Source organism: Pseudoalteromonas sp. bablab_jr011 (assembly GCF_016464045.1).
In the GTDB taxonomy this organism is placed as follows: Bacteria; Pseudomonadota; Gammaproteobacteria; order Enterobacterales; family Alteromonadaceae; genus Pseudoalteromonas; species Pseudoalteromonas lipolytica.
In genome coordinates, this window is sequence record NZ_JACDWU010000295.1 from 108,243 (window position 1) to 125,447 (window position 17,205).

Here is a 17,205-nt window from a genome sequence, read left to right on the forward strand (position 1 = left end):
TTAGTTATTCGATTGAGATAATGAAATTGTTACTAATTTATCACTCAAATAGGTCAGTTTTATGTCAATGAAAGTCGCCTTCATCGGATTAGGTGTCATGGGTTACCCTATGGCGGGTCATCTTGCTAACGCAGGTCATCACGTGACTGTTTATAACCGCACGACAGCGAAAGCACAAAAGTGGGTATCAGAATATCAAGGTCACTACAGCGAAACGCCAAAAGAAGCGGCAAAAGACGCTGACATTGTGTTTATGTGTGTTGGTAACGACGATGATTTACGCTCAGTGGTGTACGGCGAAAATGGTGTACTGGCTAGCATGCAAGCCGGTAGCTATTTAGTTGACCATACAACGACCTCAGCAGAAGTCGCTCGTGAAGTGGGTGCTAAAGCTAAGCAACAAGGTATTGCGTTTTTAGATGCCCCTGTGTCTGGTGGTCAGGCTGGTGCAGAGAATGGTGTTCTCACGGTGATGGTGGGTGGCGCAGAGGCTGACTTTGGCGTTGTGCAACCTGTCATGGCTGCTTTTAGTCGTTTTAGCCAACTATTAGGTGAAGTAGGTTCAGGTCAGCTTTGCAAAATGGTGAACCAAATTTGTATTGCCGGTGTAGTGCAGGGCTTAGCAGAAGGACTTCACTTTGCTAAACAAGCTGGTCTTGATGGTGAAAAAGTGATTGAAACAATTTCTAAAGGTGCCGCAGGTTCATGGCAAATGGAAAACCGCTACAAAACAATGTGGGCAGGTGAGTACGAATTTGGCTTTGCAGTCGATTGGATGCGTAAAGATTTAGGCATTGCTCTTGATGAGGCAAAAGCGAACGGCGCAACGTTGCCTATGACGGCAACAGTTGACCAGTATTATGCCGATGTACAAGCCTTAGGCGGCGGCCGATACGACACCTCTAGTTTATTAGCACGTATTGAGGCGTTGCATAAAAAGTAATGGGGTATTGGTCATAAATAGTGCCTAGCATTGCTAGGCACATGTGAACTCTTATAAAAACTATTTTAATAGCAGCTAACTTGCGAGACTAATCTTTGCTCATTTTCAGCTTTCGTAAAGGCAATTTTACAATGAGTGCCTATATTAAGTGAGCCCCCATAGACAATATCTACAAAAGGTTGTGTATTACTGGTACTTAGGTTTGCATTGAAGAGTGTTGAACCATCTGAGTTCTTAACTGTTTTCGTTAAATCTGCGACTAAGCTATATTTGCCATTTTTTATCTCTATTAGTGCAAAAGGTTCGCCGCGACTGTCTTTTACTAAGACGATATTTTGGTCTCCACTATCAAACAAGGATGCAAATACATCTTTGAAATCTATAGTTCCGCTTGCAAAGTTTTTGAAGTCTTCACTGAAACTTGTTCCATTGTTTTGCACACTTGGCTCTGAGGTATTGCGGTTATTTCTGGTTACAACTGTGGAAGTAAATGCGCTATGTAATGCACTTGATTCAAAAGCTTTTTTAAAGCGAGTGAAGGCACTGAAAGTATCAGAAACACTTGTTGGTGCTGAGCAAGCATTACAATTAATTATAAAGTCATGGTGGAACTGTTTAAATATAACTGCCCTAGATTTAATGACATTTGTAGAAAATGAGATTGAATCATTATTTTCAGAATAAAGTGTTGTATCAATCTTCTCGTAATCTACTCCCATCTCATTACACTGACCCATATAGCTAGCATCAGGTTTATATATACAAGCGCGTATGTAAGTTTCGAAATCCATTTTGGATTCAAAAGAGTAGGCATGGCTTATGCCAATGAATAAAATGACAAATAGGGTAAAATGCATACTTTTTTTCATAAATATTCCTTTATTTATATAATGTTAGAGCATTGCTTTTTGTATAAACGGTTTAATCTTATAAGGTGCCATTTTTACAAAAAGCATGGTAATTGATGGTTATATTACATACTTTGTGCGTAGTTATACAGTGCTTTTAAAATGTGCAGATTTTTTTCATTATCGTCGTGCTCATGAGCTAAATTTTCGAGCGTAATCATAAAATCGTGTGCGCTAATAGAAGGACTGTCATCGCCGTGCATTAATTTATTTTGGCAATACATACGCCACTGTGCAAGTTCGTCTTGGCTTAAGGTGTGTGGCCAGTTGCGAGCACGGTATCTAAACAACAAGGTATTAAACTTTTTGTCCTCAAAATCTAACTGCATTGTGGCCAGTTGCTCAGGGCTTGCATCGCGAATAATGGCAAATTTGGCTTTATCTGCATGACTCGTAAAGCCATCATAAAGTTGATAGTCAGGGTTATGTGTTTCACCGTAGTCACGTTGTTCGTTAAATACTTCGGTTACTTTGTCGCGAAGTTCAGTATTGGCTTTTAAAATAGCAAGGTTTTGCAAACACTTTTCGCGGTCTATCCCTAGGCGTGCGGCATTTTCTGGTAATAGTGTTTTAGCGGGCGCAAGAATAGGGCACTTATTTAAGTGAACTAGCTTTAAGCCGACAGGGGCCTCGTTTTCGCCAAGGTCGGTGTGTTTGGTGTAAAGGCGTGTCCGTAACTCTTCAACCGATAAATCTAATAACACCTGCGGATCATCTGTTAAATTAAAGCAGATGATGGCGTTTTTGTTGACTGGATGAAAACTCATTGGCGCTATCCAGCTAGTACAGCCTTGGCTTGCCGGTATGCGTGATGAAGTATGTACCAGCGGTGTCATGTTGAACACATCAACTAAATCAGCCAGCGCTTTTTTAGAGCGTAAACCAAAAAAGAATTGATACAGCTTGGGTTGTTTTTCTTTTATAAGCTTTGCAAGCGCAATGGTTGCAGTAACATCACTTAACGCGTCGTGAGCTGCGGCATGTTCTATGCCGTTAGCAACAGTTAAATGCTCAAGTTTAAAGCTGGGTGTGCCATCATCTTTTAATGGCCACTCAATACCTTCTGGTCGCAACGCATAACAAGCACGAACAAGGTCAATAATATCCCAACGGCTATTATTGTTTTTATACTCTCGCTCGTAAGGGTCATAAAAATTACGATATAGACTGTAACGTGTTACTTCATCGTCAAAGCGAATACTGTTATAGCCAGCTACACAGGTGTTAGGCTGACTAAACTCGGCATGAATTTTTGCCATAAATTCGGCTTCAGGCAGTCCTTTTTGCATGGCTATTTGTGGTGTAATGCCGGTTATTAAACACGCCTCTGGGTGCGGTAAATAGTCTGCCGCGGGTTTACAATATTCAATAAGCGGCTCACCAATAATATTTAAATCAAGATCGGTACGTATGCCAGCAAATTGACTCGGGCGGTCTTTTTGCGGACTGGCGCCAAAGGTCTCGTAGTCATGCCAGTATATCGTAGGTTGGTTTTCGTAATATGTTGGTTCGCTCATTCTGTCTCTTAGCCCTTTATTTATGCGGTTTTTTACTGCGATTTTATTTTTTCTTGTATTTTCGAGTATGTTGCAATCTGCGCATTGTGTGTATAGTATCGTGTATAAATTTTTTGCTAACTGTGTATAAAAAATTAAATGGCGATCAGCGACACCAAATTAAGAAAGCTGCTAGATAAAAATCAAACACCTTGCGTATTATCGCACAGAGATAGTTTAAGTGTAAGGGTATCAGCTAAAGGCACAATCACATGGCAATACCGTTGTCGTGTTGATGGCAAGCAGGTAATTATCTCGCTTGGCCGTTATCCTGGTTTAACCATTAAACAAGCACAAGACTACATACCCCATTTTCAAAACTGGCTCAGCCAAGGAAAAGACCCACGCATAGAGCTAAAGCTCATGCGCAATGAAGCCAAAGGTTTACCAACCATGGCTAAAGTAGCAGCTGATTGGTTAGAGAAAAAAGTACCTGACCTAAAAGATAAAACCCAAACCCTTTATACACATCAAGTCAGCAAATGGGTTGTGCCATTTTTAAATGATGAAGCCAAGCCACTTGATCTAATGACCATAAAAGATTGGATAAAATACTTTGATGATGTAAAAGCAAAGGGCAGCGCTAAAACCGCAGGTGCTATATTAGTACGTATAAAATCTATAATAGGGTGGGCTGAAAAACGCGGTGATATAAAACCATTTAACCCAGTGTTAACCTTAAACGTAAACGATATTGGCGAGCAATCATCGGTAGGCCAGCGAGTAATGCGCTTTGACGAAATTGCAAAACTTTGGATTCAAATCGAAAGCTCAAAAGCCACCCCAGCAACCAAAGCATGTTTGCAGCTAATTTATATAACAGGTGCACGGCAATCAGAGGTTCGCTTAGCCAAGTGGGAACACTTCGACTTTGACAACAACATTTGGACAGTACCGCCCGAAAACTCAAAAACAAATAAAGCCATCCGCCGGCCAATATCAACCAAAATGAAAAGCATCTTAGACACCCTTGCCATGGTATATGGTCGCAGCGGGTATTTAATACCGGGCAGTAAACCAAACAAACCAATGACCACCCACAGCATTAACCGCTATTGCTGTCGAATGTGGGATCACCTATTTGAAAAATACAAAACGCCCAAGTTCCTACCGCACGACGCCCGCCGATCAATATCAACATTGCTTAGTGAAAATGGCGTAGCGCCACACGTAACCGAAAAAATGCTAGGTCATACCATGCGCGGCGTAATGGCCGTATACAACTAACACGATTGGATAAAAGAGCAAGCAGAAGGGTACGAGTTATATTACCAGCTTATAGAAGATGCAATAAAAGTGGAGTTACAAAAAACAACAAAGACCATTAATTAACAGTCTTTTTCTCCTAGTAAAATGGAGCTTGCCAGTCCTTACGTAAGTAAATTATGGATTGATCGTTAAAGAAGTGGGTGTTATCTTAAATGGATGTTAATAAAGTAATTTATTGAATGATTTTAACATTTTTATTTTAATTACTACCTATTACATGGAGAGTATTTTTATATGAAAGCCATGTATCATCATGGGTCCCTAAAGTCTTGATTTTATATAATCTTATTTAGGGTGGGCTGGTCTGACTAGGAGTGACTTTACCTAGTACAGGCCTGTATTATATTTATTAGTGAGAAAGTATGAACTATCGTTCAGATATACAAATATTAAGAGGGATCGCAGTATTATTGGTGGTTCTCTTTCATCTTGGGTTTAGCTCGTTAAAAAGCGGTTTTTTAGGCGTAGATGTTTTTTTTGTCATTAGTGGCTTTTTAATGGCTGTCTTATATGACGAAGATAATAAATCAGGTTTCTATCTTCGAAGAGCACGAAGATTACTCCCTCCTTACTATGTAGTGATATTATTCACTTTAATTGCATCATTTTTGTTCACAACAATGAATGAGGCTTCTCAAGTAATAAATCAAACTATATACGCTACTGCATTCGCATCTAACATAGGCTTTTGGATGGAGGCATCCTATTTTAGTAAATCTCACTTCAATCCACTTCTCCACTTATGGTCTTTAGGTGTTGAAATTCAATTTTATATTATTGTCCCAATAATTTTTTGGTTGTTAAAAAAAAGTAAAATAAACTACTTTTTAATTATGAGCATGAGCTTTATATTATGTTTGGTCGTTGTGGGTATATCACCTAAAACATCTTTTTTTATGATGCCTTTAAGATTGTGGGAGTTTTTAATAGGTTATGGTGCGGCATACTATTTTACAAATAATGGCAGCTTAAAGTTTTATAAATATAACTGGTTAGGTTTATTTGGTTTGACATTCCTATTAATGATTCCATTTATTTCGGTTGATGGTGATGCATTAAGTGCTCTATATGGACACCCAGGTATTTTAGCTTTGCTAGTAAGCTTAGCAACTGCATCTGTACTAGTTTTTGGTTTACCATCAATAGTTGAAAAGTTCATGATTTCTAAGCTATTAGAACGGCTAGGAAAATATTCCTACTCTATTTATTTAATCCATTTCCCGGTAATAGTTATATATTTATCAGAGCCATTTTCAGGAACAAAATTAGGAGCTGATAGCTTCGTAGATGGCTTAATTATAAGCGTATTAATAATCATAGCATCAATGCTTTTATATTATTTTATTGAATCTAGGAAATTTAAATATAGCGTTAGAAAGCTTGTTATTATTCCTTCAATCGTTTTGATGGGAGTTATCTTAGTCTTGTTATTTGCTCAAAATATATACATACCTAAAGGGGAGCAGCTTATATTTGAAGCATCTACCGATAGAAGTACATACCGCTGTGGTAAATTAATTAGAGTCATAGAGCCTAGAGCTATATCTTGTGATTTAACTTCTGAAATAAATAGTCCAAATCAAAAAATTATGTTGGTAGGTAATAGCCATGCAGACTCAATTAAGGAAGCACTAAGAGAAACTTCAATAGAACATCAAACAAAAGTTTTCTTTATAGTTCAAAATACTCCATTAATGAAGAATGGTATTACACCTGAAAAAATCATTGAAGATGCTGTAAGTAAAAAAATAGATAAGTTAATTCTACATTTTAAATCACACTCAATATCTAATGAAGTACTACAAAACTTCATTGAACTTGCAAAGTTTGAAGGAATAAAAGTGTATTTTATTGAGCCCGTTCCAATGTGGAAGCATCATATACCTAGTGGTATGTATAGTTTGATGGTGAATAATGAAGATAAAATAGGGGTAATGACGAAAGCTGATTATTTAGAGGAAAACCTAGAGCAAATTAAATACATTAGAGAGATCGATGATGAAAATTTTACATCATTACCTATAGTTGATTTATTTTGCAAGCCTACTTGTGAATATTCTACAAATAAAGGCGTGCCATTATATTTTGATACTGACCATTTAACTATCACAGGTAGTAAAAGAATCAATGATGTTTTTGAGGTCATTTTAAAAAACTAAGCTGAGGGAGCTGCATTGCGAATAGGGTAATTTTAATTACCCTATTATTTTTAAAGCGATTTACCCGTAAATATCACTTTACCCACTAACGTGCAATTGCCATTAATAGGAATTAGTTGTTCAGGCCAGTTGGGGTTGGCGGCTTTTAGGAATTTGTGGCCGCTTTCGATAATGAGCTGTTTAAACGTGGCTTGGTTGTCGTCGTCTAGGCGGGCTACTACGTACGAACCGTGGATGCATTCGGCTTCAGGGTCTACAAAAATCAAATCACCTTCATGGAATTTAGGTTCCATGCTCACACCTTGCACCTTTAAGACAAAGGTTAGATCACTGCAATTAACCGGGCACATATAACGCTCTGCGTCATACGCTTTAATTTCACTTATTTCTGACCAAGCACCGGCTTGCACCCAGCTGATAAGTGGGGCTGTAGCTTTAATTGATGGTCCTGGTGATACATTGCTGTTGATGTCTTTGCTGTCACCAATACCAAACTGTAAAAACTCTGGGGGACACTCTAAAGCGTTAGCTAATGCCTGAATGTTGCGCGGGTTTTTAGTGGTTCCATTTTCGATTTTTTGTAGTGACTGTTGTGCAATACCTATCATTTCAGACAACTTAACTTGAGTAAGTTTAAGCTCTTTACGTCTTTCTTTTATTCTATTTCCGATGCTCATGAGTAGTCCTTTATCATTCAAATCAACATATTCAAAATTTAAAAATACAGTTAAATTACAGTTTTTAACTATTTTACAGTTAAAAAGGGTATTGACAACCACCTATAAACTGTACTTTAATACAGCTACAAACTGTAATTTAAGGTGTTGAACTATGAATAACATCACTAAAGCTGTAAAAATCTATGGTGGGCAAACCAAATTAGGCAACGCCTTAGGTGTAAAACAGGCTTCTGTGTGGGATTGGATGAATAAATTCGGCCAAGCCCCTGCGAAGTACATACCGCGTATTTCAGAACTAACTAACGGCGAGGTATCTGTAAACGATTTACTGGCCGATCATCAAAAAAGCAACAAGGAAGATGCAGCATGAGCACTGAACAACAAATCATCTTATTAGATATTCACCCAGACGCAAAAGCCGTGTTGTTTGCGCTACTGCAAGAAAACAATCAACTACGCGCTGAGCTTGAAGAGCAAAAAGACCGCCTAGTAAGCAAAGTAGAAGCGATGGAAGTTTTAGGCTGTGCCCACGCCAAGTTTTGGAAACTCAGCAAGTTTGACGGTTTCCCAAAACCAGTGCAGTTCGGCAAAAGCAACTATTACCGCATTAACGAGCTAATAGCGTTTAGAACCCAATACCAACAGCAAGTAAATAACTAGGGAGAAGGTAATGACTACTGAAAAAGACCCATTATTGGACGTTGTTTTAAGTGATGATTATGAAATACCAGATTTCATAATGAAAGATATTGAATCTGTAGAAAAGCGAATTAAAAACGCCGCTGATGATAATGAGCAAGTCGAATGCTTGAATGCACGATTAGAAGAACTTCAAGTAATGGCTGTGACTCAGCTAAGAATTAAAAAATTAGAAGCAATCTTTGAAGGTTTATTACCTTACGAAGAGGGGTTTTCGGGTCGATCATTAGGATTAGCTATTGCTGCTTATTTTAACGTTATTAAAAAACAACCTAAACCACTCAGTAAATTTGTTGATTTACCAGTGACGGAACAAGCCGTGGCTATTGTGAATGCCATCACATATTCAAAAGCATTAGAAGGCAACGAAGAGAAAGCAGCCAAATTAAATCGTTTTATAAAAGGGCTGCTTGATGCTGAGTTAGCTATTTAGTCAGCAAGGCCAACGGTAGTTTGAATTGAAGCATCTAATTCTAGTTCTTTTAGAAATTCAACGCCGTTTTGAGTAATTACATAGTGTTCGTTATCAGCCGCAAGCGCTACGTATTTTTCAAAGGTTAAAAAAGCTAACGTGCCAATTACTGCTTTATCTGGATGTTTGAATAAAACAGCTTCAGGAAATGCTCCACGTAAGTTTGTAAGCACATAAGTTGCGGCTTTATTAAAATCGACATTATCAATTAATGAATCAGATTGGTGATTAAACATAAGGTTTTCCTCTTTGTTTTGGTTTGTGAATATTCGCACTTGCAACATACCAGAACAAAGAGGGTTTTTACATAAATTAGAGTGAGGTTAATAAGTTATGGCAAATGCAGCATTACAAATCGTTAAAAATCGCGGTGTAAATATTGATGCATCAGAGTCAGCAACCTGTCCAGCGCCGTTAAAACCACTTGAAGGCTGCCATATACCTAAAGGGCTTGCTGAGATTAGAGCCATGCGAGGTGATAAACGACACACCGCTGAACATGTTTATAACTCAGTGCTAAGCAAGCAAGAGCGCGACCTTGTTTGTTATGCGGCAGGTGTAAAACCATTACAGCAAAAAGATAACTTTGCAGAATACGACACACCAACACGCCTTAAATTTCACAAAGCCATTTTGCAGTTACAAGAACTGGTTAAAGCATTCGTTGACGCCAACGCAATAGCACCGGCTAAGTTTGTGCAAAACGCCCCGCGTGAAAATGCCAACACCGACTATTCACACTTAACTGTGCATTCACACTAGGGACTGATCATGGCCAAATTAATGGTTGAAAAGAATAACGGCGTCTCGAAAATGGTTATTGAACACTCTGAAACACAAAAGCCAATAATCACAAACTCACAGAACCAAGGTAAATCACAAATACGTGTTTTGGTCTACAGACTTTCAAAAGAATTAAAAAACAAGCAAATACTTATAGATGGAATACAGCAAACAATAGGTTGGGTTGAATCTACAGGTGGCTGTGAAGAGTCTATTCGTATGTTGAGAAAAGCACTTTCAGAGGTGAGATCATGAGTTCAAGAAATCGTGGCACGATAAGTAACAAAGATGATTATTACGTAACGCCTCATTGGTTGATCAGTGAATTTTTAGACGCTGTAAATCCTGCAAGCCCACATGCAAAAACGCCACTAGATTTGGGTAACGACATACTCGACCCAAGTGCTGGCGGTTGCGATAAATACGAAATGAGCTACCCAGCTGTATTAAATACGCATGGTTATTTTAATGTTGAAAGTTGGGATATTCGTACAGATAGCCGTGCCAGTAAAAAAGGACATGACTTTTTAACATGTAAAGGGCAAGAGCATTACGACACTGTGATCACTAACCCTCCGTTTAGTATCTCAGAAGAATTTTTATATAACGCACTAACGTATGTTAAACCACATGGTTTAGTGATTATGCTTCAACGCCTTAACTGGTTAGGCACACAAAAGCGTTTTGAAATGTGGCAAACCATGCCGCTGCACTCTGTGTTTGTGCATCACAAACGGCCAGGCTTTAACCCTGAAAAACCAAGTAAAACAGATTCAATTGAATACGCCCATTTTGTATTTTGCAAAACGGCAAAAGAAAACCTCACACCAAACCTGTTTGTAATTTAACCCCCAAGGACTACTGAAAATGAATACTATCAAAGACCAAGATCTATCTAAAAATCAGCAATTACTTCGCAATATCGTTTTACATGCGGTAGACCAAGCTAATTTTACGATTCGTAATTTAGCCAAACGTCCAACAGTTGTCATGCTGATGGAATGCGAAAACTGCCTCGCTGATTTTATGCCTGTGATTAAGTTTATAGCTGCCGATCATATTGAATACGTCCCAATTTATGACCAAATGGCGATGGCATTAGATGCCGCGCAAATACATGGCGAACCTGAGTTAATCGACTTAGACAGCGGTGCAGCATGAATAATGTAATGGTGCATTTAACCCGTTTAGATAATCGCTCAAGCGCAATGGTTGTTGAAATTGCGGCGGTATTTTTTGACCCAAAAACAGGTGTAATTGGCGCTGAGTTTCACGAGATTATATCACCAGAAAACCAGGATAGGTTAGGCACTGCGACAGCGGCGTTTAACTCACAGTGGGGGCATTACTTACGAACCAATTATCCTGATGATGAAGGCTTAGGAACTGATATTGATTTTGCATTAGGTTCGTTTGCTGAATGGCTGTGCCAAATTGAGCCTATGAGCGCTCGTATTATTTGGAGCACAGGTAATGATTTTAGTGACGCAGGAATATTGCATCAACTGCTTTTAGATTACATTGGCAATAGTGATCACATTACTGGCCGATATTGGTATTCAAGTTCCACAATGGAGCTAAGCACTATATCAAAAGTGGTTTTTAGCAATCTTGATGAACTTGGATTTAATGCGGTACACGCAACAGACATTGTTAAGTTAAAAGCAAACCTTGCAAGCGATCTGATGAAGAGCCTTAACTTGTAATGGCTAACCCTAGACCGCTCGATCTTGACGCCCTTAGACTATCTGGTATAGCTAAGGGCTTAATTTCGTCTATTAGCGATATCGACGACCGCAACTTTTTAGCGCGTGGTTTACAAAGCGTTCCTGTGCCTTTGCAAAGTCGCATGGCTCGTAAGTACATTGATCGTTATAACCAAAAAAAGGCGGGTAGCCAGTTCCGTGCAAATACGTGGCTGCGCCGCACTGTTGCAAGATTAAAACCACGCTTTGGCGTGTTGTTTAGTATTACTCAAAATATGCCATTGCCGTGGCATATTTTAAGCAGTATTGAAAAAACTAAAAAACATGCGGGCACGCTTGCCATGGAATGTGTGCAAATTGCCCTTGATGTCAGCGAAGAACATCAGCGCCTAAGCTATGAAAAAATAGCACGTCTTACGTATGAGGCAGTAGCCGAACATGCAAAATCGTTTGGTGTGAATGTGCCGTTTTATAATATGCGAGAAGACGACCTACCGCCAGCGTGCTTTGAAATAGCCTTGCTTAAAATGCACTGTGATAAGTGGTGGGCTCGCCAATTAAAAACCCTGCGCAAACAGTTTTTAGAGCTGCTTGAAATAGCCACTGGTCAAGTGGGTAAAGACCTTTACCACGACAAAAAAAGCAAAAAGCCTAAACGCCGTGGTATTAGCCCGTATTCATCAAAGCAAGCACAGCGTGAATTTAGCTTTGCCCAAGCCAGTGGCCGTCAGTTCTTAGAAATGATGGAGCTACAAAGCAGTGACGGCGATGTCATTGACCTAATCGAAGCCGTAAAAAGCGGCATGGCAAACCCAGCTAACCGTCGTAACGAGTTAATGTTACGCATTCGTGAAACTGAAGAACTAGCCGACGAAATGGGCTATGTTGCTATGTTTTACACCATTACGTGCCCGGCACGTTTTCATGCTAATGCAAGTACGTGGGATGGCTCAACGCCTAAAGATGCACAAAATTATTTAACTACAACATGGGCTCGTGCCCGTTCTAAGCTTAATCGCCGTGGCCTAAAATACTTTGGTGTGCGCGTAGTTGAGCCACACGCCGACGGTTGCCCACATTGGCACATGATGCTATTCATGCCAAAAAATAAGCTTCAAGAAATCAACGCTATTTTACGTTGGTACTTTATCCAAGAAGACAAAAGCGAGCTTTACGACCGTTATGGCCCAGAGCTCACTCGAGCAAAAGTATTCAACAAATTTGTAGATATAAACACCCACGGCACACACATAAAAACCGTTGAGGCCTGTGTTAAATATCGTGCTCATACTGAGAAAACTCACTTATTCAAACTGTATAAACAAAAGCGCAGCGCTTGGGGCTTTGCTAAAAAGAAGGCTAACGAAGTAGCCATACAGCGCAAAAAAGAAGAAACCGAAAAAGCCAAGGCTGAAAACAGAGAGCCTAAAAAAATTAAGGCGAAAAACCATAAAGCGCCTACCAAATTTTACCGCACATTCAGCCCGCGTTTTGACGCTGTAAAGCTCGATAAAAGTAAGGGCAGTGCAGCGGCCTACATTGCTAAATACATCAGTAAAAATATTGATGGTTATATGCTTACCGATCACGTAGACGCTGAAACAGGCGAGAACCTGCAAGAGCAGGCTAACCCCGTTTTAGCTTGGGCGAGTACGTGGAACATACGGCAATTTCAGTTTCAGGGTTCGCCAAGCGTTACCGTTTACCGCGAGCTGCGCCGTATGCGAACCGCTGTAAAAGATGAAATAATAGAGCCTATTCGCCATGCAGCAGATAACGCTAACTGGAAAGACTACGTAAAACTACAGGGCGGCATGTGTATTGGCCGCGCCGCTAATTTTAAATCAATGTACGAAGATACCCCCATGGGCAACGACTACGCCGAAGTAGTTCGCCGCATTAAAGGCGTTGTGACCAACATTGATTACAAAGCCGTGCTTACGCGTTTGTTTAACAACGTGCATAACGTAACGGATGCAACCAGCTTAAAAACGCGCCTTATCGAATGGACCAGACAACTCAAAGGCACAGCCGAAAAACTCGCAGCTAAGGCTAGCACCAACGTCGGCGCAGCCGACCTATCTTGGTCTAGTGGTAATAACTGTACGCCTATAGCCGTGGGCTCTAGCGCTGAGTTAACACTAGATATGATCGGGTGTGATGAAAAACAGATCATGCAGGTAAAAAAGGATCTAAATGACGGTAAAAGGATCGCTAGAGACGGCCAAATTTATCAGGTTAAAAACGGCCAACTTCATGTTTTAGACGAAACAGCGCAAATAAGACACAACAAACACCTCGCTATTGAATACCGAGCAAAATCACTTGCTCAAAAATCGGCAAGCTGGCACGTAACAGATGATCACTGGCAGCAAGCGCGTGAACTAGTAGACCTCGCTTATCAATATGCACAGATAGACGGGCGCGAAACCCTTAATGCAACGCGCAATGAACAAGGCCAGTTTCATTACGGCGAGAATAAAAAAGGCGTGATCACCATTGGCGATTGGGACTTAGCAATTTTAGTAAACAACGGCAGCGCATCAGCAGTTAGCGATAACGACTGGTGGGCACTGGATTTAATGGCTTAATTAAGTAATTTAAATTACAATTAAAAATATGTGTAAAGGGTTAATTTAATGTTGGTGATTTTTAATTTTAGTTCAGTGAGTAGTTGGTACGAAGAAAGTATTTTAGATAACACGCATTTAAACCTTGTTTTTAGGATTACTATAAAATAATACATGGAGTATTCGAATGAAAAAACTAATAATTGTTGGACTTTTTTTAGGAGGTTGTGGAGGTGGAGGTGAACCAACAAAAATTTCTCCAGTAACTCCCCCTCCTACAACGCAAGAACCAAAGTCGTACTTATTGAGTGGCCATATTCAAAAAGGCCCTTTTACGGTTGGTTCTAAAGTCACAGTTCAAGAGCTTAATAATAATTTAGTTTCTACAGGTAAAACATTTTCCTCAGAAACATTAAGTAATGAAGGCGATTACAAAATTGATCTAAAATTAGATGAAGATTTCCTAGAAATTGATGCTGATGGTTATTATTTTAACGAAATTTCAGGAGCATTATCTAACTCAAAATTACGTTTGAGTGCTATAGCTAGCGTTGATAGTATGGAGGATATTAATGTAAATATTCTGACCCATATCTCAAAAAAAAGAATTCAAAAGCTAGTGAATCAAAACTTAAGCTTTTCAGAAGCAAAAGTACAAGCGGAACAAGAAGTAATGAAATCTTTTTCGTTTATAGATGTTAATTGGCAAATGACAAACTTTGTAGAAATGAACATATCTGAATATGGTGATAGTAATGCATATTTACTACTTATATCCGCCATTATCCAAAACATAAATCAATCTTCAGCTCAGCTGTTTGAATATATTGAAAGATTAGCTCAAGACTTGTCAGACAATGGCGTTGTTGATAGCTCTGATTTAATTGAGTCAATCAATTCATCTGCACAATCAGTAAATTTATTCAAAGTAAAAGAAAAACTAGTCGCACGTTATGAAGAGGTTGGAATAGTTGTTAACTTACCAGATGTTGATGCTTTAATTAATCGAGAACCAGTAGCAAATGCTGGAGATGATAATTTTGGATATGTAGGGAGTGAGGCTATTTTAGATGGAAGTTTGTCTTCAGATATTGATAATGATGAATTGACTTACTATTGGGAGTTAATTTCAGCACCTAGCGGTAGTGAGGCAATTCTAGTAAATAGTGATAAAGTGAATCCATCATTTACACCGGATATACCGGGCACATATCAATTTAGTCTTACTGTGAGCGATGGCGAATATTTTAGTGCTCAAGATTCGGTTAGTATATCAACTAATAATCGCGCACCAGTTGCAGTCTCTAACGGAGATCGAGGTATTCAGGTCGGTGATTCGATTGTATTAGATGCAAGTAATAGCTATGATCCTGACGGTGATAGGTTATCATTTTTATGGGAAAGTATGACCTCAGGTATTCTTATAGATAAGACCGAGGAAGTAATTAATATAGGAATTATTCCACCCCCAAACCCATCCTCAAACGATGACGGAAGAAGTGAGCCTCAGTTACCAACATTATCGGTAAGACTAACAGTTACAGACACTTCAGGCCTTCAAAGTATGGAAGATTTTAATATATCTTATAAACCAAAATTTCAAGATAACAATAATAGTACAGTATCCGATGGCTTTGGTACTATGTGGTATCAGGGAGTAAGTCCAGCTTTTTATGATGATGGATACCGTGGTTGGCCTGAAGCACGTAGTTTCTGTTCGAGTTTAACTACTGGGGGATATAGTGATTGGAGGTATCCTAATAAATATGAACTTTTCCGTATGGTTGATATAGATAATCCAAATTATGTTTACAATATCTTTCCTGGCTTAGCTGATGGTTATTATGCAGCAGGCTCATCAATCTCTTTAGATTATTATGGAACTCTCTTATTACCTGGTGGGGATTGGGGAAGCATACATGATGAAGCTGAACCTGTATATTCTATGTGTCTGAGAGATGAAAGTACAAATTAAGTACTCTTGATTTTGGTTTTGAGCTCATATGTAAATGAGTTTTTAATATTATATATCGCAGAGTTTATCTGCAAAAATGAGAGAGTTTTACAAAATTAAACTAACATAGTCAATTTAAAATTGACTATAAGACAATGTAGAAAATTATTAAGCCCGCTCAAAACAAGCGGGCTTTTGATAAGTATTAAACATATAAGGAACTAAAGTCCAATTAATTCGAGCTGCTTTTCACGTGGTAAATTTTTAATAAGTGCTGCGGCAAGTTGTGCGGTAGATTTGCAAGGCGGGTTTAAGTAGTGATCAAACGATTGGGTAACTCTAAACGTAGCGCCGCATTCTTTAGTATTTGTGCACGAGCAATATAAATTAACCACATGCGCGCTTTGTGCTTCGCGTGACGTAATTGTTGCTTTAGCTACGCAATTTGGACAAGTAACCCGCGCCATAATAACCACCAATCGTTAATAAAATACACTGTTATTATATACAGACTTTGCGTGTATGCCAAACAACCATGTAACTATTAGATGAGAACCAAAAGGCTCCAAAAATCACTCCTCCTCGCCTTCCGCTTTCGTGCAAAAAACACGTCAAATTGACAACCCCTGTGACACGCCATTAATCGCCAGCCAGCCCAGTAAAAGGATCTGTGAGCAATTTTAAAAAGATCGCATTGTCAAAAAGTGACAATGTTTGACAATAAAGTGACAACAAAAAGATCAAATAGCTGGCGATTTACCTAATATTGAAATATCATTAGTTTATTATCAGTTAAGTGATAAATAAATTATGAAATATTTGCATAAAGGCTCACAAAGCCAAGAACGGTTAGATGCACTTTTATCGTTTGGTAAAAGTACCAGCGAAGATATAAAAGCGGCACTCGGTGATTACTTGGTTCGTGGCATTAGCAAAACCAATGCCGCAACGCTTAATGGTGTGCAAGGACCAAATTTAACAAGAGCACTTAAGCGTCTTGAAGTTGTTGCCGGTAAATTTGAAAACGCATTAGAAATTGAATGGTACTCAAAAAGGCAAGATATGAAATTAGAATTAATAAAAGAAAGAGTAGATGCTTTATTGGTTGAGCTAAATTCGTTACTAGCCAGCCTTGAATATTCAGATGATGATTTAGAAAAGCATACCTGCAGAATAATTAACAGGCTTGAATTAGAAATTGAACATATTGGTACGAGTAAACGTAGTACTGAAAATGAGCATTGTTATATGGCGGCGGTTTATCAGGAAGCAATAACCCCATTAGCTAATAGGGATGAACATGTGACCGATAGAATAGAAAACAGTATTCAAAGAATTGAATACTGGCAGCATCATTTAGCCAATTTGTCTCGTCCTAAAATACGTTGACGGTTTTAATTGAAGGCCAGTAGCTTTTGCTCCTGGTCTTTTTTATGCACTTGGTTTGGGGTTTCCATGCCTAAACTCAAATGCGGCCTCATTTCATTGTATATTACTATTGATTCT

The 17,205-nt window shown here is 38.9% G+C and carries 19 protein-coding genes; 14 read left to right on the top strand and 5 right to left on the bottom strand.

The annotated features are described in order from the left end of the window. Window positions 1-61 precede the first annotated feature (61 nt). Window positions 62-943: an NAD(P)-dependent oxidoreductase gene (locus tag JIG41_RS18570; protein ID WP_036967732.1), complete on the top strand. Its 882-nt coding sequence runs from the start codon at window positions 62-64 to the stop codon at window positions 941-943. Window positions 944-1,008: 65 nt separating this feature from the next. Here JIG41_RS18570 and JIG41_RS18575 read toward each other — a convergent pair whose 3' ends face one another. After that, window positions 1,009-1,812 carry a hypothetical protein gene (locus tag JIG41_RS18575; protein WP_199525228.1) on the bottom strand — a complete coding sequence of 268 codons (804 nt, stop codon included), beginning with the start codon at window positions 1,810-1,812 and terminating at the stop codon, window positions 1,009-1,011. Between the two features lie 104 nt (window positions 1,813-1,916). After that, a complete protein-coding gene (gene sbcB / locus JIG41_RS18580) occupies window positions 1,917-3,368 on the bottom strand; it encodes an exodeoxyribonuclease I (protein ID WP_199525229.1) in 1,452 nt (483 codons plus the stop codon). Between the two features lie 138 nt (window positions 3,369-3,506). Between sbcB and JIG41_RS18585 the strand changes: the two genes are divergently transcribed. Next, on the top strand, window positions 3,507-4,634 hold the full coding sequence (locus tag JIG41_RS18585; RefSeq protein ID WP_249406714.1) for a site-specific integrase: 1,128 nt from the start codon (window positions 3,507-3,509) through the stop codon (window positions 4,632-4,634). 404 nt (window positions 4,635-5,038) lie between these two features. After that, window positions 5,039-6,835 carry an acyltransferase family protein gene (locus JIG41_RS18590; protein ID WP_199525230.1) on the top strand — a complete coding sequence of 599 codons (1,797 nt, stop codon included), beginning with the start codon at window positions 5,039-5,041 and terminating at the stop codon, window positions 6,833-6,835. A gap of 50 nt (window positions 6,836-6,885) precedes the next feature. On the opposite strand, the gene JIG41_RS18595 is transcribed toward JIG41_RS18590, so the two are convergent. Then, window positions 6,886-7,512, bottom strand: a complete 627-nt coding sequence (locus tag JIG41_RS18595; RefSeq protein ID WP_199525231.1) for a LexA family transcriptional regulator — start codon at window positions 7,510-7,512, stop codon at window positions 6,886-6,888. Window positions 7,513-7,666: 154 nt separating this feature from the next. Here JIG41_RS18595 and JIG41_RS18600 point away from each other — a divergent pair, with 154 nt between their 5' ends. The 3 genes from JIG41_RS18600 to JIG41_RS18610 are packed head-to-tail and all read left to right on the top strand — an operon-like array spanning window position 7,667 to window position 8,647. Further along, window positions 7,667-7,885 (top strand): YdaS family helix-turn-helix protein, encoded by a 219-nt coding sequence (locus JIG41_RS18600; protein WP_199525232.1) that lies wholly within the window; start codon window positions 7,667-7,669, stop codon window positions 7,883-7,885. Continuing rightward, window positions 7,882-8,175 carry an AlpA family transcriptional regulator gene (locus JIG41_RS18605; protein ID WP_199525233.1) on the top strand — a complete coding sequence of 98 codons (294 nt, stop codon included), beginning with the start codon at window positions 7,882-7,884 and terminating at the stop codon, window positions 8,173-8,175. Before JIG41_RS18600 ends, JIG41_RS18605 begins: the two co-directional genes overlap by 4 nt. Window positions 8,176-8,185: 10 nt before the next feature. Further along, window positions 8,186-8,647, top strand: a complete 462-nt coding sequence (locus JIG41_RS18610) for a hypothetical protein (RefSeq protein ID WP_199525234.1) — start codon at window positions 8,186-8,188, stop codon at window positions 8,645-8,647. Here the strand turns inward: JIG41_RS18610 and JIG41_RS18615 are convergent. After that, entirely contained in the window at window positions 8,644-8,922 is a 279-nt protein-coding gene (locus JIG41_RS18615) for a hypothetical protein (RefSeq protein WP_199525235.1), read from the bottom strand. The genes JIG41_RS18610 and JIG41_RS18615 overlap by 4 nt on opposite strands. Window positions 8,923-9,019: 97 nt before the next feature. On the opposite strand from JIG41_RS18615, the gene JIG41_RS18620 reads away from it, so the two are divergent. From JIG41_RS18620 to JIG41_RS18650, 7 genes are all read left to right on the top strand, one after another. Continuing rightward, window positions 9,020-9,448 carry a hypothetical protein gene (locus tag JIG41_RS18620; protein WP_199525236.1) on the top strand — a complete coding sequence of 143 codons (429 nt, stop codon included), beginning with the start codon at window positions 9,020-9,022 and terminating at the stop codon, window positions 9,446-9,448. Between the two features lie 9 nt (window positions 9,449-9,457). Then, window positions 9,458-9,724, top strand: a complete 267-nt coding sequence (locus JIG41_RS18625; RefSeq protein ID WP_199525237.1) for a hypothetical protein — start codon at window positions 9,458-9,460, stop codon at window positions 9,722-9,724. Next, window positions 9,721-10,317 carry an SAM-dependent methyltransferase gene (locus JIG41_RS18630; protein WP_199525238.1) on the top strand — a complete coding sequence of 199 codons (597 nt, stop codon included), beginning with the start codon at window positions 9,721-9,723 and terminating at the stop codon, window positions 10,315-10,317. Before JIG41_RS18625 ends, JIG41_RS18630 begins: the two co-directional genes overlap by 4 nt. A 19-nt stretch (window positions 10,318-10,336) precedes the next feature. Next, complete coding sequence (locus JIG41_RS18635; RefSeq protein WP_199525239.1) at window positions 10,337-10,630, top strand: hypothetical protein; 294 nt, start codon at window positions 10,337-10,339, stop codon at window positions 10,628-10,630. Continuing rightward, window positions 10,627-11,175, top strand: a complete 549-nt coding sequence (locus JIG41_RS18640; protein ID WP_199525240.1) for a 3'-5' exoribonuclease domain-containing protein — start codon at window positions 10,627-10,629, stop codon at window positions 11,173-11,175. The genes JIG41_RS18635 and JIG41_RS18640 overlap by 4 nt, the downstream gene beginning before the upstream one ends. After that, complete coding sequence (locus tag JIG41_RS18645) at window positions 11,175-13,766, top strand: replication endonuclease (protein ID WP_199525241.1); 2,592 nt, start codon at window positions 11,175-11,177, stop codon at window positions 13,764-13,766. Before JIG41_RS18640 ends, JIG41_RS18645 begins: the two co-directional genes overlap by 1 nt. 166 nt (window positions 13,767-13,932) lie before the next feature. Continuing rightward, window positions 13,933-15,720 (top strand): PKD domain-containing protein, encoded by a 1,788-nt coding sequence (locus JIG41_RS18650; RefSeq protein WP_199525242.1) that lies wholly within the window; start codon window positions 13,933-13,935, stop codon window positions 15,718-15,720. Window positions 15,721-15,920: 200 nt separating this feature from the next. On the opposite strand, the gene JIG41_RS18655 is transcribed toward JIG41_RS18650, so the two are convergent. Continuing rightward, window positions 15,921-16,166, bottom strand: coding sequence for an ogr/Delta-like zinc finger family protein (locus JIG41_RS18655; protein WP_199525243.1), 246 nt, complete (start codon window positions 16,164-16,166; stop codon window positions 15,921-15,923). 343 nt (window positions 16,167-16,509) lie between these two features. Between JIG41_RS18655 and JIG41_RS22970 the strand changes: the two genes are divergently transcribed. Then, on the top strand, window positions 16,510-17,088 hold the full coding sequence (locus JIG41_RS22970) for a hypothetical protein (protein WP_249406715.1): 579 nt from the start codon (window positions 16,510-16,512) through the stop codon (window positions 17,086-17,088). The last annotated feature ends 117 nt before the right edge of the window (window positions 17,089-17,205 follow it).

Coding starts and splice junctions, on each gene's coding strand:
- JIG41_RS18625 (WP_199525237.1), top strand. CDS start 9,458: ATGGCCAAATTAATGGTTGAAAAGAATAACGGCGTCTCGAAAATGGTT.
- JIG41_RS18645 (WP_199525241.1), top strand. CDS start 11,175: ATGGCTAACCCTAGACCGCTCGATCTTGACGCCCTTAGACTATCTGGT.
- JIG41_RS18570 (WP_036967732.1), top strand. CDS start 62: ATGTCAATGAAAGTCGCCTTCATCGGATTAGGTGTCATGGGTTACCCT.
- JIG41_RS18575 (WP_199525228.1), bottom strand. CDS start 1,812: ATGAAAAAAAGTATGCATTTTACCCTATTTGTCATTTTATTCATTGGC.
- JIG41_RS18615 (WP_199525235.1), bottom strand. CDS start 8,922: ATGTTTAATCACCAATCTGATTCATTAATTGATAATGTCGATTTTAAT.
- JIG41_RS18600 (WP_199525232.1), top strand. CDS start 7,667: ATGAATAACATCACTAAAGCTGTAAAAATCTATGGTGGGCAAACCAAA.
- JIG41_RS18635 (WP_199525239.1), top strand. CDS start 10,337: ATGAATACTATCAAAGACCAAGATCTATCTAAAAATCAGCAATTACTT.
- JIG41_RS18590 (WP_199525230.1), top strand. CDS start 5,039: ATGAACTATCGTTCAGATATACAAATATTAAGAGGGATCGCAGTATTA.
- JIG41_RS18610 (WP_199525234.1), top strand. CDS start 8,186: ATGACTACTGAAAAAGACCCATTATTGGACGTTGTTTTAAGTGATGAT.
- JIG41_RS18630 (WP_199525238.1), top strand. CDS start 9,721: ATGAGTTCAAGAAATCGTGGCACGATAAGTAACAAAGATGATTATTAC.
- JIG41_RS18640 (WP_199525240.1), top strand. CDS start 10,627: ATGAATAATGTAATGGTGCATTTAACCCGTTTAGATAATCGCTCAAGC.
- sbcB (WP_199525229.1), bottom strand. CDS start 3,368: ATGAGCGAACCAACATATTACGAAAACCAACCTACGATATACTGGCAT.
- JIG41_RS18605 (WP_199525233.1), top strand. CDS start 7,882: ATGAGCACTGAACAACAAATCATCTTATTAGATATTCACCCAGACGCA.
- JIG41_RS18650 (WP_199525242.1), top strand. CDS start 13,933: ATGAAAAAACTAATAATTGTTGGACTTTTTTTAGGAGGTTGTGGAGGT.
- JIG41_RS18620 (WP_199525236.1), top strand. CDS start 9,020: ATGGCAAATGCAGCATTACAAATCGTTAAAAATCGCGGTGTAAATATT.
- JIG41_RS18595 (WP_199525231.1), bottom strand. CDS start 7,512: ATGAGCATCGGAAATAGAATAAAAGAAAGACGTAAAGAGCTTAAACTT.
- JIG41_RS18585 (WP_249406714.1), top strand. CDS start 3,507: ATGGCGATCAGCGACACCAAATTAAGAAAGCTGCTAGATAAAAATCAA.
- JIG41_RS22970 (WP_249406715.1), top strand. CDS start 16,510: ATGAAATATTTGCATAAAGGCTCACAAAGCCAAGAACGGTTAGATGCA.
- JIG41_RS18655 (WP_199525243.1), bottom strand. CDS start 16,166: ATGGCGCGGGTTACTTGTCCAAATTGCGTAGCTAAAGCAACAATTACG.